12 protein-coding genes are annotated in these 13,585 nt (G+C 66.8%); 7 read left to right on the top strand and 5 right to left on the bottom strand.

Going from position 1 to position 13,585, the window contains the following annotated elements:
* Positions 1 to 30: 30 nt before the first annotated feature.
* A complete protein-coding gene (locus ACP8JZ_RS01990; RefSeq protein WP_484482619.1) occupies positions 31 to 747 on the top strand; it encodes a DUF7691 family protein in 717 nt (238 codons plus the stop codon).
* Positions 748 to 934: 187 nt separating this feature from the next.
* Positions 935 to 1,165 carry a DUF2530 domain-containing protein gene (locus tag ACP8JZ_RS01985; protein WP_323458838.1) on the top strand — a complete coding sequence of 77 codons (231 nt, stop codon included), beginning with the start codon at positions 935 to 937 and terminating at the stop codon, positions 1,163 to 1,165.
* Positions 1,166 to 1,306: 141 nt separating this feature from the next.
* Here ACP8JZ_RS01985 and ACP8JZ_RS01980 read toward each other — a convergent pair whose 3' ends face one another.
* The 3 genes from ACP8JZ_RS01980 to nagB form a co-directional block, all read right to left on the bottom strand.
* Entirely contained in the window at positions 1,307 to 2,173 is an 867-nt protein-coding gene (locus tag ACP8JZ_RS01980; protein WP_484482618.1) for a DUF3027 domain-containing protein, read from the bottom strand.
* The gene (locus ACP8JZ_RS01975) at positions 2,173 to 2,556 is read right to left on the bottom strand and encodes a cold-shock protein (RefSeq protein WP_023035012.1); all 384 of its coding nucleotides are present in this window, start codon (positions 2,554 to 2,556) and stop codon (positions 2,173 to 2,175) included. Before ACP8JZ_RS01975 ends, ACP8JZ_RS01980 begins: the two co-directional genes overlap by 1 nt.
* A 116-nt stretch (positions 2,557 to 2,672) precedes the next feature.
* Complete coding sequence (gene nagB / locus ACP8JZ_RS01970; RefSeq protein ID WP_484482617.1) at positions 2,673 to 3,470, bottom strand: glucosamine-6-phosphate deaminase; 798 nt, start codon at positions 3,468 to 3,470, stop codon at positions 2,673 to 2,675.
* A gap of 332 nt (positions 3,471 to 3,802) precedes the next feature.
* Between nagB and ACP8JZ_RS01965 the strand changes: the two genes are divergently transcribed.
* The 5 genes from ACP8JZ_RS01965 (at position 3,803) to ACP8JZ_RS01945 (ending at position 11,009) form a co-directional block, all read left to right on the top strand.
* The gene (locus ACP8JZ_RS01965) at positions 3,803 to 4,720 is read left to right on the top strand and encodes a hypothetical protein (RefSeq protein ID WP_323459059.1); all 918 of its coding nucleotides are present in this window, start codon (positions 3,803 to 3,805) and stop codon (positions 4,718 to 4,720) included.
* Positions 4,717 to 6,930 (top strand): helicase-associated domain-containing protein, encoded by a 2,214-nt coding sequence (locus ACP8JZ_RS01960; protein ID WP_484482616.1) that lies wholly within the window; start codon positions 4,717 to 4,719, stop codon positions 6,928 to 6,930. Before ACP8JZ_RS01965 ends, ACP8JZ_RS01960 begins: the two co-directional genes overlap by 4 nt.
* A 115-nt stretch (positions 6,931 to 7,045) precedes the next feature.
* Positions 7,046 to 7,951 (top strand): hypothetical protein, encoded by a 906-nt coding sequence (locus tag ACP8JZ_RS01955; protein WP_484482615.1) that lies wholly within the window; start codon positions 7,046 to 7,048, stop codon positions 7,949 to 7,951.
* Positions 7,952 to 8,080: 129 nt separating this feature from the next.
* The gene (locus ACP8JZ_RS01950) at positions 8,081 to 9,739 is read left to right on the top strand and encodes a DNA repair helicase XPB (RefSeq protein ID WP_484482614.1); all 1,659 of its coding nucleotides are present in this window, start codon (positions 8,081 to 8,083) and stop codon (positions 9,737 to 9,739) included.
* Between the two features lie 139 nt (positions 9,740 to 9,878).
* On the top strand, positions 9,879 to 11,009 hold the full coding sequence (locus ACP8JZ_RS01945; protein WP_306517539.1) for a serine hydrolase: 1,131 nt from the start codon (positions 9,879 to 9,881) through the stop codon (positions 11,007 to 11,009).
* Here ACP8JZ_RS01945 and ACP8JZ_RS01940 read toward each other — a convergent pair.
* Positions 10,951 to 11,895, bottom strand: a complete 945-nt coding sequence (locus ACP8JZ_RS01940) for a CPBP family intramembrane glutamic endopeptidase (protein ID WP_484482613.1) — start codon at positions 11,893 to 11,895, stop codon at positions 10,951 to 10,953. The two genes, ACP8JZ_RS01945 and ACP8JZ_RS01940, sit on opposite strands and share 59 nt — an antisense overlap.
* A gap of 59 nt (positions 11,896 to 11,954) precedes the next feature.
* A complete protein-coding gene (locus ACP8JZ_RS01935; RefSeq protein ID WP_484482783.1) occupies positions 11,955 to 13,562 on the bottom strand; it encodes an MFS transporter in 1,608 nt (535 codons plus the stop codon).
* Positions 13,563 to 13,585: the final 23 nt, after the last annotated feature.

Here is a 13,585-nt window from a genome sequence, read left to right as displayed (position 1 = left end):
TGTTTCTGTTCCGGAGTTAGGGTGGAACCCATGGGTGAGTTTCGACTGCACGCCCTGGCGATCAATGAAGTTCGCGACGTGTTCGGTGCTGACGATGTCCTTGCCGCGAAGCTGCGGAGCTGGGCCTTGGAAGCATTCCCCACACCTGCGCAACCGGATCGGCACGTAGGGCGCAATCATCTGTTCCGTCGTGCCCGGAGGCGACCGCACATCGTCATGCACCGAGCCGGCAGCCCCACTGAACGCACGGCTGACGATCTGTTGGAAGGGCGATTCGTCGCGCCCAACGAACTGGTCAAGAGTTGGCGGGTGCTGGATCTGTGGCTGGAGAAGTTGTCGTGGGGAACGCTGACGACCAGTTGCACCCGCCAGGAGTACGACGCCCTCGAGTTCGAGCTGGCCCGCGCCGGAGTCCCGAGCTACCTGGGTCTCAACCGCCTCTTCGGCGGTGATCCGCAGATTCCTCTGCGTCCAGCGCCTGGTATGCGAGTGGGATATTCTCGCGCCAGCCATGTGGAGGCCACCTGTGCAGCGCTGGACCGGGCCGTACCGTACCTCTCCGACGACAATGCCCGGAATGTTCGGGCGCTGGTGGACTTCCTCGAGAGATTCCCCAGCTGGTACGACGAGGCACATGCTGCTGGACGTCCTCGCCCAGATCTCATCATCCTGCGCCACGAGGACCCGGCGACCCTGGCCACCGTCCCGCCGGTCAGCGGCATCCTCCCGACGCGCTCAGCCTCGTGATCGGACCCGACATCTCTGTGCCTCGCCGGTCTGTGCCTGCGCCGGAAGCTGCCTCTCCGACAGTGCTCGGCTGGCGAGAGCTCGTCTGTCGAGCAGACTCCGCCGCTACCATGGTGGCGTGGGTAACAGCCAGAAGCACGTCGTCAGCACCGCAGATGCGCACACATCGTCGCGGGGCCCCCTCCTCGTGCAGGCGACGGTCCCTCCCCTTGACGAGGACGGCGTGATGGTCTCGATCATCGGGACCGTCCTGTTCGCCGTGGCGAGTCTCGTGTGCTGGATTCGGCTGGACGCCCTCACCGAGGCAGGTTATCGGGACTGGCTGTGGATCTGCGTGTCCGCGACTGTTCTGGGACTGTGTGGGATGGTGTACGCAATCCGGCGGCGCGGCCGCACGAACGCCATCCGCGACCACTGAGAGCGGCCCCGGCCAGAGCCCGTCCATCCGAGAGCCCGTACCATCCGATCCTGTGCCTCCCCCGAGACCGGGGGCACTCGTCGTGGATGCCGACCAGCCCCAGCCGAATCAGGGGTGGGCAGGATCAGGGTGTGGGCGGCATCACTCGGAGAAGATCGACTGATCGGTGTCGATCGTGTCGTAGACCGGTTCGGGAATCTCGATTCCCGTATGTTTCTCGACGACATCGGAATGGCCACCACAGCCGTGCTCGACGTGGACGACCGTCCCGTCGAAGGGCGCGTACTCATTGGTGCAGACCCCGAAGATCCGTCCCAGACTGTCGGACAGCCGCACGAAGTAGCCGCACGTCTGACAGGGATGCGGGGCATGTTTGGTGGACTTGTCGGAGGGACCGCCCGTGCCCTTCATCCACCGTTCGGCTGTCCGATCTCGTCCGGCCTGGGACAGCAGGCGTTCCCTTCCCAGCCCCAGCTCGGAGACAATGGCGCGAGTCGCCGCCCATTCGGCCGGGTCCTCATCGGCGGCCAGCTCACCCCCGGTGTAGCCGGGCTCCAGGCGGGGGTCGTTGTCCGGGGTCGGCAGCAGTGTCCCGGGGGCGATGTCGCCTGGCTGCAGACGATCCCGCCACGGCACCCATGATGGGGGGACGAGGGAGTCGTCACCGGGAATGAGGCACACCTCACTGACGGAGACGTTGCGGGCCCGGGAGGCGCGCACCATGGAGACCGCCCAGCGCCATCCCCGATATCCCGGATGGGTGCACTCGAACAGGTGGGTGAGCATCCGTTCCCCGTCGACGACGGCTCCCAGGTAGTCACCGACACCGAAATCCCTGGCCTCGAACTCGGCTGCCTCTCGGGCCTCGTCGACTGCCCTGGCAATGGTGGGATCAGCCTTGGGCCTGGCCGCCGCGCGTGCGCGACGACGCGGCCTGGCCGGCTCCTTCTCAGCCTCAGCGGCCGATTCGTGGTTGGCGGCGACTGGTTCGGAAGGTGTCTGGCTCATCACAGCTCCAGTTCATCGGCGACGACCCGCAGCATCTTGGCCACCCGCTCGGCGCTGCGCGGATCTGGGTGACGCCCGTGTCGGTAGCCATTGCCCATCCGGTCGAGCATCTTGATGAGATCTTCGCAGATGACCGCCATCTCCTGCGGACGCTTGCGCGCAGCCTTCGAGACGGACGGCGGGGTGTCGAGAACCTGGATGGAGAGCGCCTGCTCACCACGTCGCCCCTCGACGATGCCGAAATCGACTCGCTGACCGGGCCTCAGCGCCGACACGCCGTCCGGCAGCGCCTGCGCGTTGACATAGACGTCTCCACCGCCATCCTTGGTCAGAAAACCGAACCCCTTGGCAGCGTCGTAGAAACGCACCTTACCGGTTGGCATCTCTGGCTCACTCCTGTCGTCACGAAATACGTCATCGCCCGAAACACTCGATTGTCCGGACAGTATGTCAAGAGTACCGGCAGCAGCAAACCAACTCCACCGCGCAGTGGATCGCATCAGCCCCGCTGGCCGGCGACACCCCACCCATCGAGCTGGTTCTTCTGCACGTGGCGGTAGTAATCGGCGTTGACAAGCTTGGACGCCGCCGCCTCGTCGACGATGACGACTGCCTGCTGGTGGAACTGCAGCACGGACGCCGGACACATGGCACTGACCGGCCCCTCGACGGCTGCAGCGATGGCGCCGGCCTTGGCCTCACCATTGGCGAGCAGGACGAGATGACGGGCCTCCATGATCGTCCCCAGCCCCTGGGTGAGGCAATGGGTGGGCACGGCCTCGTCGGCACGGAAGAACCGCTGGTTGTCCTCACGGGTACGCGGGGCGAGTGTCATGACACGGGTGCGAGAGCTGAACGGGGAACTCGGTTCGTTGAAACCGATGTGGCCGTTGCCACCAATGCCGAGGATCTGGATGTCCACCCCGCCGGCGGCCTTGATCGCCTTCTCGTAGTTCTGACATGCTGCGACGAGGTCGCGCGCCGAGCCCTCCGGCACGTGGACGTTGGCAGGGTCGAGCCCCAGCTGCTCGGTGACGGTGTGCTTGATGGTGGCGGTGTAGGAGCGCTCGTCATCGGGGCTCAGACCGATGTACTCGTCCAGGGCGAAGGCGGAGAGGTTGCTGAAATCGGCCATGTCGGCCTTGGCAAGCCGAGCCAAGGCCTGGTAGGTGGACAGCGGGGAGGAACCAGTGGCCACCCCCAGAACCGGATGCGTGCTCCGGGCGAGCACGGCGATGATGTGACGAGCGGCGATCTCGCCCATCTCGGTGGTGTCCTTGCAGATGATGACCTCCATGGCCTCTCCTCCGTGTCGTGTTCGGGTGCCCATTGCCCATGCGTCCGAGCGTCATTGCTCAATGCCGTGCGTCCGGTGATCCTTCACCTGGCGCGCCGGGCCCGTGGACTCGTCATTGGAGAGTCAGTATAGGGGACGCTGCGACCGGCGAAGCAGAATCACGACCAGCCGCCCCGTGGATGCGGCGCCCACCAACCCCATGAACACCAACCAGCCCCAGTGTGTGTGCCAACCAACCCCGTGAGTCATCGTCACCCAACGATGACCAGCCCTGGACGATGACTCACCCCGGACGACTCGGGATTTTCCCGGACACACCTAGGATGGTGGGCATGGTTGCACGATCTGGCCCCGCTGAGCACCCGAGACATGCGTGCGCACCGACTGCTGCACCATCCGACTCGACCGACCTCGATCCGATCAGCCCCGATTCGACCGGTCGTGAAACCACCCCGCCCACCTGTCCACCGCCGCACCACAACCCTCCCATCGGCTCTGTCATCAACGTTCTCGGAGCTGCCCCGGCCCCCTACGGGCTGGCCATGCCCGACACCGCCCCCCTGGAGGACGTCGCCCCGACGGCGATGCCGGTCCTCGACCCGCCCACCCCTCCGACGGCCTACACCCCCGCCCAGGGGCCGGCCCTGGAACACGTGGTGCCCAGCAGCGGGCCACATCGTGATCCCACTGCGGCGTTTCCCACGACGCAGACACTTCACGACCACATGACCGGCCAGGTGGATCCACACCAGCCGCTGCGCGTCATGACCTCCCAGCTCTCCACCGCGTCGGGGGAAGCCAGCCAGCGTCCCACGGATGCTCTCCACCTGTCGGCCGCCGTCGAACAGCCCCTGCCGGAGGATGCTGCACCCGAGGGCCTGTGGCAGCGGATCCCTGCCTCCTGGCGAGGTACCGGGACCCCGCACAGCGCCCACCGTGACATCACCGATCTGGTGCTCGTGCTGGGGTGGGGAATGATGGTCGGATTCCTCCTGCACCTGGTGCCGCGAACGGCTCCGCTGGGCGCCCTCGTCGTGGCTTGCTTCGCCATGACGAATCCCGTCATGGGTCCCGCACTGCGCAAGCTCGTCGGAGTGCTGGGAGTCGTCATGGTGACGCTCGTCGTGATCGGTTCACCCACCAGGTCGACGTTCGAGCAGATCTGCTGGGTGTGTCAGATCGGCGCCCTCGTCATGGCTCCGTTGAGCCTCATCCTTGCCGACCGAGAACTCACCCCGGAGATCCCGTGAGTTCAGCCATCACTGTTGCCGGGAAACTGCGGAGCCTGTCCACCCAGGAGCTCACCCAGCTGCTCACTCTGCGCCCCGATCTCGCCAACCCGGCGCCACGGTCCCTGCCCGACCTCGCCGAGCGCGCCACGACGGCAGCCTCGACACGGGCGGCCGTGGAGTCCCTCGATGCCTGGCAGCTGCGCGTACTCACCGCCGCCGTCGCCCTGGGCGACGTACCGCGCCGCGACATCGTCATGGCATGCACGGCCGACACCTGCCCGAGGAGTGAGGAGCAGAGGAAATCGGACGAAGGCCGTGACACCACTGATGGGCCAGACCGGCCAGCCGCGTCGCCAGGGCCGGGCACGGCTTTTCTGCCCACCCAGGCAGACGTCGACACGACCCTTGACGACCTCGGGACCATCCTCCTGCTGCTCGAGGACCACGACACCGTGCACGTGGTGGGAGCCGCGGCAGGCCTGCTGGGGCCGTTCCCCGCCGGACTGGCGCCACGCAGCACCACGGTCATTGACGACGTCCCCGGACGGCTGGCGGCTGCTGGCCCCGCCGTCATCCCGGTCATCGAACGGCTCGCCTGGAGCCCCACCGGCCGACTGCCCCACGCCAACCGGCCACTCTCCCCACAGGACGCCACCACTCCGGTCGAGCTGGCTCTGGCGCATCACCTGTTGCGTCCCGTGGACGACCACACCGTCATCCTGCCCAGGGAGGTTGCCCTGCACGCGCGTCGTGGAAGGCTCTTCCCCGACGTCGTGGCCCCTCAGCCGCCCGCCTGGCCCGAGGCCCAGGACCCCGATCGTGTCAGCACCGCCGCCATCGGGACGGCCTTGGAGGCCGTGAGCGCCATGTCTGCTCTGCTCGAGGCCGTCGACCACATGCATCCTGCCCGATTGCGAAACGGCGGCATGGCTCGCCGTGACGGGTTCAAGGCCTTGTCACGAGTGTGCCGACGCGAGGACGGTTGGTTCCACCTGTGGCTCGCCGTGAGCGCCGATCTGCTGGGGGCCGACGCCCGGGGCTGGCTTCCCAGCCAAGCCTCCGACCACTGGAGTGAGTCCACCCTGTGGCAACGATGGCTCGCCCTGCACGACGCATGGCTCACCATGACAGGCACCCCGGGACAGCTCTCCAACTCACTCGATGCCCCATCACCGGCCACCGCCCAGACGTGGCGGCGCGAGATCGTCACCCAGATCGCCAGCGCACCGGTGGGTACACCGGTCGACACCGAGAAGGTGAGCGAGAGGCTGGCCTGGTTCCACCCCACCTGGCCGGTCGCCGAGGCCCGCGAGGTCATTGACGCGGTGCTGCACGAGGCATCGCTGTTGGGAGTCATCGCCCTGGGGCGTCGCAGCCGGTTGGCCGACGACCGGAGCGATCCGGGGATGCCTGAGCCCGGTACCGATCTCATCCTGCAGTCCGACCTCACTGTCGTCGCCCCGGGGCCACTCACCCCGGCGATGTCTCGTGACCTCGCTCTGCTGGCCGATCGGGAGTCGACAGGGGTTGCCGGTGTCCGACGATTCTCCCGTGGTTCGCTGCGCCGTGGTCTGGACGCCGGCTGGACACGGGAGCAGATTCGTGGTTGGTGGGCGGAGCATTCCATGACCGCGGTGCCGCAGGGCCTGCTCATCCTGCTCGACGACGTGGTGCGTGACCACGGCAGGGTGTCGGTGTCCGCTGCATCGTGCCTCATCGAGGTGGACGACCCGGCGTCGGCTGAGATACTGCTGCGCAGCGACCAGGCCAGCGAGCTCGGTCTGCGTCGAGTGGCCCCCACCCTGCTCATCGCCCAGGCAGAGCCCGAGGTGACCTTGGTTGCGTTGCGTGCGCAGGGACTCGCCCCGGTGGCTCGCGATCAGCACGGCACGGTGCTCAATTCCCCGATCCCGGCACGATTCCGCACACCCGCCCGGGAACCGGCCTCCGAGCCGGTCGACCCACAGACGGTGGCCGAGGCTCTGGTTGCCAGCACGGAACCGTCGGCAAGCAGCACGGACGAGATCGCCAGCCTGCTGCGCGAGGCCCAGAGCCGTGGCGCCTGGGTACGTCTGGACCACGTCGACGACTCCGGCCAGGCTCGTCAGAGCGTCGTGCGGGTGCTGGCGGTGGCCAGCGGTGCCGCCCGATGTGTGCACCGTGGTGGTGGCGGGATGCGAATCATCCCCCTGCCACGAATGGTGCGGGCTCGCCTCGAGAGCGCCTGACCGCGCGATCTCGCGACGGCGCACGTCTCTGCACCAGATGTGCCCATGCTGGCTCAGCGGCGATGGTCCTGACCATTGTGCTGTGCAGACACCCCGCATCTCCTAGGCTTGAGGCGTGGGGTCACGAGCCATTACCGCTACGGCGGCTGGGATCACCCTCCTCGGGGTGGTCGCAGCCATCGTCGCCCTGCGTCAACACTCCACTGCCCCACCGCAGAACTCCGTGCCGGCCTCCTCCGCGGTGAGTGCACCGGCATGGACGTCAAGCCCTCCGCCCGGTCCCCGTTCGGTGCCCCCGGCGGTGGCGGATCTGACCTTGGCCCACAATGATGCCCAGTCCTTCACCCTCACCTGGCAGGCTCCACGCAGCGATGAGAGCTTGGAGTACGACGTCACGGTGGACGGACGTCAGATGGCACGTATCGCGCAGACCACGGCGACGATTCCGTGGCCCACCTCGACAGATCATGTGCTGGTGCAGGTGGCTGCGGTCACTCCGACCCAGGTTCACAGCCCGTGGCGGGCACTGTTCGTCGTCCCGCCTCCGGTGGACCATCGAGATTCCGGGGCAGCCGGTGAACCAGAGACGTCTTCCCAGCAGCGGGAGGGCTCCGAGGAACAGCAGGACGAGCGGAAGAGGACCAGCCCCCGGCGTCATCGCGCCCCACGCCCCCGCCATTCACACGCCGCGCGACGGCGAGGTACCACACCGAGAACCTCCTCGTCACAACGTCGTCAGTCGCCCTCCCCCACGACCACGCCGAGCGCCTCAGGGCACAACACCCCGGAGCCGGACACGTCGGAATCGCCCAGCACGTCTGCGACTCCCAGCCCCAGTGACACGGCACGTTCCACGTCGTCGCCCGACGCCAACCCGACATCAACTGCCCATCCGACACCAACCGTCACGGGTAGTGCACCACCCGATGACGCATCACGTCCATCTGCGGGACGGAGCGCTCCAGCGCGGCACCAGACTCCCCGGCAATCGCCGGGAAACCCCACCAGACCAGGCCAGTGACCCCTGGCCCCAGCCACGATCCTCGTTGCCATTGCCGCCTCTGGGCTGGGCTGTCAGCTCCCCGGCGAATCGCCGTCTCCGTTCCGCACCCCGTGCCCACCAGGCCATGACTGAGTCATAATTGACAGGATGTCTCACGTTCCTGGTCCCCTCATCGTCCAGTCCGACCGAACCCTGCTGCTGGAGGTCGATCATCCCCTGGCCGACGAGTGCCGTCATGCCATTGCCCCGTTCGCCGAGCTGGAGCGAGCCCCCGAGCACATCCACACCTACCGGCTCACCCCGCTGGGGCTGTGGAATGCGATGGCTGCCGGCCATGATGCCGAGCAGGTCGTCGACGTCCTCATGCGCTACTCGCGCTACCCGGTGGCAAGTTCCCTGCTCATCGACGTCACCGACACCATGAGCCGGTACGGCCGGCTGCGCATCGAGAAACATCCGACCCACGGTCTCGTGCTGCTGAGCACCGACAAGGCAGTCCTCACCGAGGTGCTTCGCTCCAAGCAGGTGCGCGGTCTGGTGGGCGAGCAGATCGACGAGGTCACGGCGATCGTGCATCCCTCCCAACGGGGCACCCTCAAGCAGGCCCTGCTCAAGTTGGGGTGGCCAGCCGAGGATCTCGCTGGGTACGTGGACGGGGAACACCACGACATTGCCCTGGACGAGGACGGCTGGCAGCTGCGGGAGTACCAGAAGTTTGCTGCGGACTCATTCTTCAGTGGCGGATCCGGCGTCGTCGTGCTGCCCTGTGGAGCTGGCAAGACGGTCGTGGGAGCTGCTGCGATGGCACGGGCTCGCTGCACGACGCTCATCCTGGTGACCAACACCGTCTCGGCCCGACAGTGGAAGGACGAGTTGGTGCGGCGCACCACCCTCACTCCCGACGAGATCGGCGAGTACTCCGGGTCCCGCAAGGAAGTACGCCCGGTCACCATCGCGACGTATCAGGTCATCACGACCAAGCGGCACGGCGTGCATCCCCACCTGGAACTCTTCGAGGCCCGCGACTGGGGACTCGTCATCTACGACGAGGTGCACCTGCTGCCTGCGCCGGTGTTTCGCATGACGGCAGATCTGCAGGCGAGACGACGGCTGGGACTGACGGCAACCCTGGTGCGGGAGGACGGTCACGAGGACGACGTCTTCAGCCTCATCGGCCCCAAACGCTATGACGCGCCGTGGAAGGAACTGGAGAACCAGGGCTACATCGCCCCGGCGGACTGCGTGGAGGTACGCGTCACACTCGACGATGGCGAGCGGATGGCCTGCGCTCTGGCCGAGCCGGACGTACGCTATCGGATGGCGGCCACCCAGCCGAGCAAGAACGGCGTCGTCCAGCAGCTGGTTCTCAGACATCGCGGTCAACCGACGCTCATCATCGGCCAGTACGTGGATCAGCTGGAGGAATTGGCCGAGCAACTGGACTGTCCGCTCATCACTGGCCACACGTCCTCGGTGCAGCGTCAGCGGATCTACCAAGAGTTCCGCGACGGGGAGATCGATCTGCTCGTCGTCTCCAAGGTGGCGAATTTCTCCATCGACCTGCCCAGTGCCGAGGTGTCCATCCAGGTGTCGGGGGCATTCGGGTCACGTCAGGAGGAGGCCCAGCGACTGGGGCGGCTGCTGCGCCCCAAGGAAGGCCGCACGGCGCGGTTCTACGCCATCGTCTCCCGGGACACCGTGGATGCCGAGTTCGCCTCGCATCGGCAACGTTTCCTGGCCGAGCAGGGGTATTCGTACCGTATCATCGACTCCGCGGAGTTGAGCGGTGAGGCAGGAATGGGGTGACGCCGTGATCCGTTTGCCACATCATGAGCCGACCGGGCATGCAGCACAGCCCGGGGAGCAGAACGGGCATGCATCGCCGCGCGTGGTCATGCGACACAGGGTGATACGGCACAGGGCGATTCTGCGCGGCCACCGGCGTGTGCCACTCGCCCCGGCCAGCCATGACGTGCAGCCGTATCATCTCGCCGGGCGCACCGCGCTCTACCACACCCTGCGTCGGGCACCGACTCGCGGCGCCGTCTGCCTGGTGTGTCTGTCACTGCTTGCTGGCTGCGGGGCCCAGCACGGTCCGAGTCGATCGGACGACGCCCTGCCCTCGCCCACGGTACGACCAGCTCTGAGCGCGTCGGCCCGGCCCACCATCGCTGCGAGCTCACCAACTGTCGCCAACCCGACACCGAGCGTTGCCACACCAGCCTCCCTGCGGTGCTCAAGCCCCCGTGGCAAGGATCCGGCCGCTCCGGGACGTACCGAGAGGTTCAGCTACGAATCCAGCTTGAGCAGCTACATGCAGAATCGCCGCGGCAGCGCTGCGGTGGCCATGCGGTATCCCGGTTGCGCCACGATCTATGCCTTCGACACCGGCAGTCATGATCCCTACATCACGGCGAGTGTCGTCAAGCTCTCGGTGATGGCCACCGTCATGGTCCAGGCCCACCGGGAGGGGCGTGACCTCACCGCCACCGAGAAGTCGCTCATCGAGCCGATGATCACCGAGTCCGACAATGACGCCACCACCGAGCTGTGGACGAGAGTCGGTGAGGCCCCTGCGGTGCAGAAGGTGCTGCGTTCCATGGGGGCCGACCAGACCACGCCCTCGACCCAGGGTTGGGGGCTCACGACGACCACTGCCCGCGACCAGGTGGTCATCATGAGCCACTTCGCCATGAAGAACCCGATCATCCCCGAATCCATGCGGCGTTACGCCATCAACCTGCTGGGCCACGTGGACGACGAGCAGACCTGGGGAATGACGGCTGCCATTCCGCACACCGTCGATCGACGGGTGAAGAACGGCTGGTTGCCCTATGACAATGCGTGGCACGTCAACTCGGTGGCCGCGATGGACGGGCCCGAGGGCATGATCCTGGCCGGGCTGAGCCGTGCCGCGGCGTCAACCATGGAATACCAGATCTCCACGTTGGAATCCCTTGCGGGGATCGTGGCCGTCCACGAGCACCCCCAGTGGCCTGCGAAGTATCCGCAGGATTTCAGTTCGACAGGTGCGCGGGCCTCCCAGGCATCTTCCCGGACCGCCACACCACGATGAGAAGACTGGTCACCACCACGAGGAACACCGTGGTGGACAGCGCTGCCTCGGCTCCGAAACTTCCGCCGGTCCACAGCGTCGATGCAGCTGCCGGGTGTGTCTGGCGCAGGATCGTCTGACCGAAATCCATCCCGGAGACGTCGAATCCCAGCACTGGCCCCTGCAACCAGTTCCACACCCCGTGGAATCCCACTGCTGGCCACAGGCTGCCCCGCCACAGCACGAGGACGCCGAGCATGAGGCCGAACAGGGCGATGTTGACCACGGCCACGACCGACACTCCGGGGTTGGCACTGTGCAGCACGGCGAAGAGCACGGCCTGGATCGAAACTCCGGCGATGATGCCCCACCGCGCCGCAACGGTCTGCATGAGATGGCCGCGCAGCACGACCTCCTCGGCACTGCCCTGGATGACGAAGAGCACGGCCAGACCGAGAACCTGCCAGATCTGGGCGGGGTGCGGGTGGGCCCAGTGCAGCCGGCCCTGCCCAGCCGCCGTCATGACGACGAGATCTCCACCCAGGACAACCAGCGCGATCACCAGACCGATCCACACCTCGGTGCGTCGGCCTTCCAGCCCCAGGGCACGCACCGGGCGTCCGTCGACGAATCGCATCCATGCCCACAGCGCGAGCCACACCCCCCAGAACGAGAGGAGCACCACCACCGAGCTCGTCCGCGGTGCCGGGTTGGTGTCAAGGAGAGCGGTGGCTGGCACCGAGACGATCAGTTGCCCGACGGCCAGGATCACCAACGACGCCACGATGACGATCATGGGCGGCAGCCGCGAGGCGTGCGCCAGAAAGGCGTCGCAGTAGGTGATGTCACGTGCCTCACCGGGGCTTGACGTCTGCGGGGAGGGGTGGTTGCTGGGCGAGGTGCTCACCCGGGCATGGTACCGGGTGAGCCCGCGGGTCAGGGCTGACGCGATGGCTGCGACCCGGCTCAGGAGTACCGCTGCTCCATCTCCGTCTCGATCTGTTCCAGGGACTTGCCCCGGGTCTCCGGCATGATCCTCACCAGCACCACGGCGATGACGAGGTTGAGCAGCCCGTAGCCGAGATAGGTGACGCTGCCGCCGAGCCCAGCCATCATTGCGGGGAAGGTGAAGGTGATGGCGGCGTTGACGATCCACATGAAGAAGATCGCCGTTCCGTTCATGACGCCACGCACATGGGAGGGGAACATCTCACCGAGCATGGTCCACACGACGGTGCCATTGGTCGACTGGACGACGAGCATGAACACCGCCATGAGCACGAGCACCAGGTACGGCGCCCAGGGCGGTGGCGTCGTCCCGTCGGCGATGTGCGAGGCGATGGCGTGGTGAAAGGTCGCGGCAATGGCCAGCAGGATGACCCCCACAGCCGTCACGTCGAAGATGAGCAGGCTGCGACGGCTGAATCGGGAGACGAGCCACAGCCCGGCTGCTGCCCCGATGACCGACATGACGCCGTTGCCCACCTGGGCGGTGATGGAGGCCGAGGTCGTCATCCCGGCGTACTCCAGTACCTTGGGGGCGTAGTACATGACGGTGTTGACGCCGGTGGCCTGGTTGACGATGGCCAGGAAGATGCCGACGAACAGCAGCTTGCGCAGCCACGGTGTGCGCCACACATGTGCCAGGGCATGCCCCTGGTGGGCATCCTGCTTCTCGTGACGCTGGGCGGCGAGCATCTCCTCGATCTCGTCCTGGATGGGGCCGTCCTTGGCCTCGTCCCGAACGCGCTTCAGCACCCCGATGGCGTCGGTGAGGCGTCCCTTGGACAGGTACCAGCGGGCCGACTCGGGCATGAGGCGGATGCCGATCCACAGGGCGATGGCTGGGATGGAGCACAGCACGAGCATCCATCGCCACGCCGCACCGTTGCCCGAGGAGATGACGAGGTTGTCGAGGAAGGCATGGTAGGTCGTCTCGTCGAGTGGGCCACCCTTGGAGGTCTGCAGGCCAAGAACCTCGTCCCAGGAATGTGGGCCCGGGGTGATGCCGAGCGGATCGGCATTGCCATTGCGCCGCACCGTGATCTGCGGCCCCCCGTGGGCGGCGTTGATGACGGCGTTCATGGTGAAGGCCAGTAGTTGGCCGGTGACGATCATGAATTGGTCGATGGCCACGACCGTTCCGCGAATACGCTTGGGAGAGCTCTCGGCGAGATATATCGGCACGGTGGCCGAGGCGGCACCGACGGCGAATCCCAGGACGAAGCGGAAGAGGTAGACCATGCCCACGGTGGGAGCGAACGTCGTCCCCAGGGCCCCGAGCAGGAAGATGATGGCAAGGGTGGTGATGTTGTGACGCCGCCCCCACCGATCGGACATCGCTCCCCCGACCATGGCGCCGATGGCCGCTCCGATGAGCAGGATTCCACCGATCGCCCCCTCCTGGACGGCGGTGAGTCCCAGCCCGCCGGCGGAACCGGGCATGTACATGTAGGGCAGGGCACCGGAGATGACACCGGTGTCGTAGCCGAAGAGCAGGGAGCCCAGGGTGGCGACGGCGGCAATGGCACCGATTCCGCGGTGCGGGCCCGAGGGTGGGGTGTCGCGGACCAGTCGTGTGGTCTCATCCGCACCGT

The organism is Cutibacterium sp. LaCa_286 (assembly GCF_057198075.1).
The sequence above is the reverse complement of the archived record's forward strand: the minus strand, read 5'-3'. Positions and strand labels throughout refer to the sequence as shown.

Excerpts from the sequence above, each read along its gene's own strand:
- ACP8JZ_RS01990 (WP_484482619.1), top strand. The coding sequence starts at position 31 with ATGGGTGAGTTTCGACTGCACGCCCTGGCGATCAATGAAGTTCGCGAC.
- ACP8JZ_RS01965 (WP_323459059.1), top strand. The coding sequence starts at position 3,803 with ATGGTTGCACGATCTGGCCCCGCTGAGCACCCGAGACATGCGTGCGCA.
- nagB (WP_484482617.1), bottom strand. The coding sequence starts at position 3,470 with ATGGAGGTCATCATCTGCAAGGACACCACCGAGATGGGCGAGATCGCC.
- ACP8JZ_RS01950 (WP_484482614.1), top strand. The coding sequence starts at position 8,081 with ATGTCTCACGTTCCTGGTCCCCTCATCGTCCAGTCCGACCGAACCCTG.
- ACP8JZ_RS01975 (WP_023035012.1), bottom strand. The coding sequence starts at position 2,556 with ATGCCAACCGGTAAGGTGCGTTTCTACGACGCTGCCAAGGGGTTCGGT.
- ACP8JZ_RS01980 (WP_484482618.1), bottom strand. The coding sequence starts at position 2,173 with ATGAGCCAGACACCTTCCGAACCAGTCGCCGCCAACCACGAATCGGCC.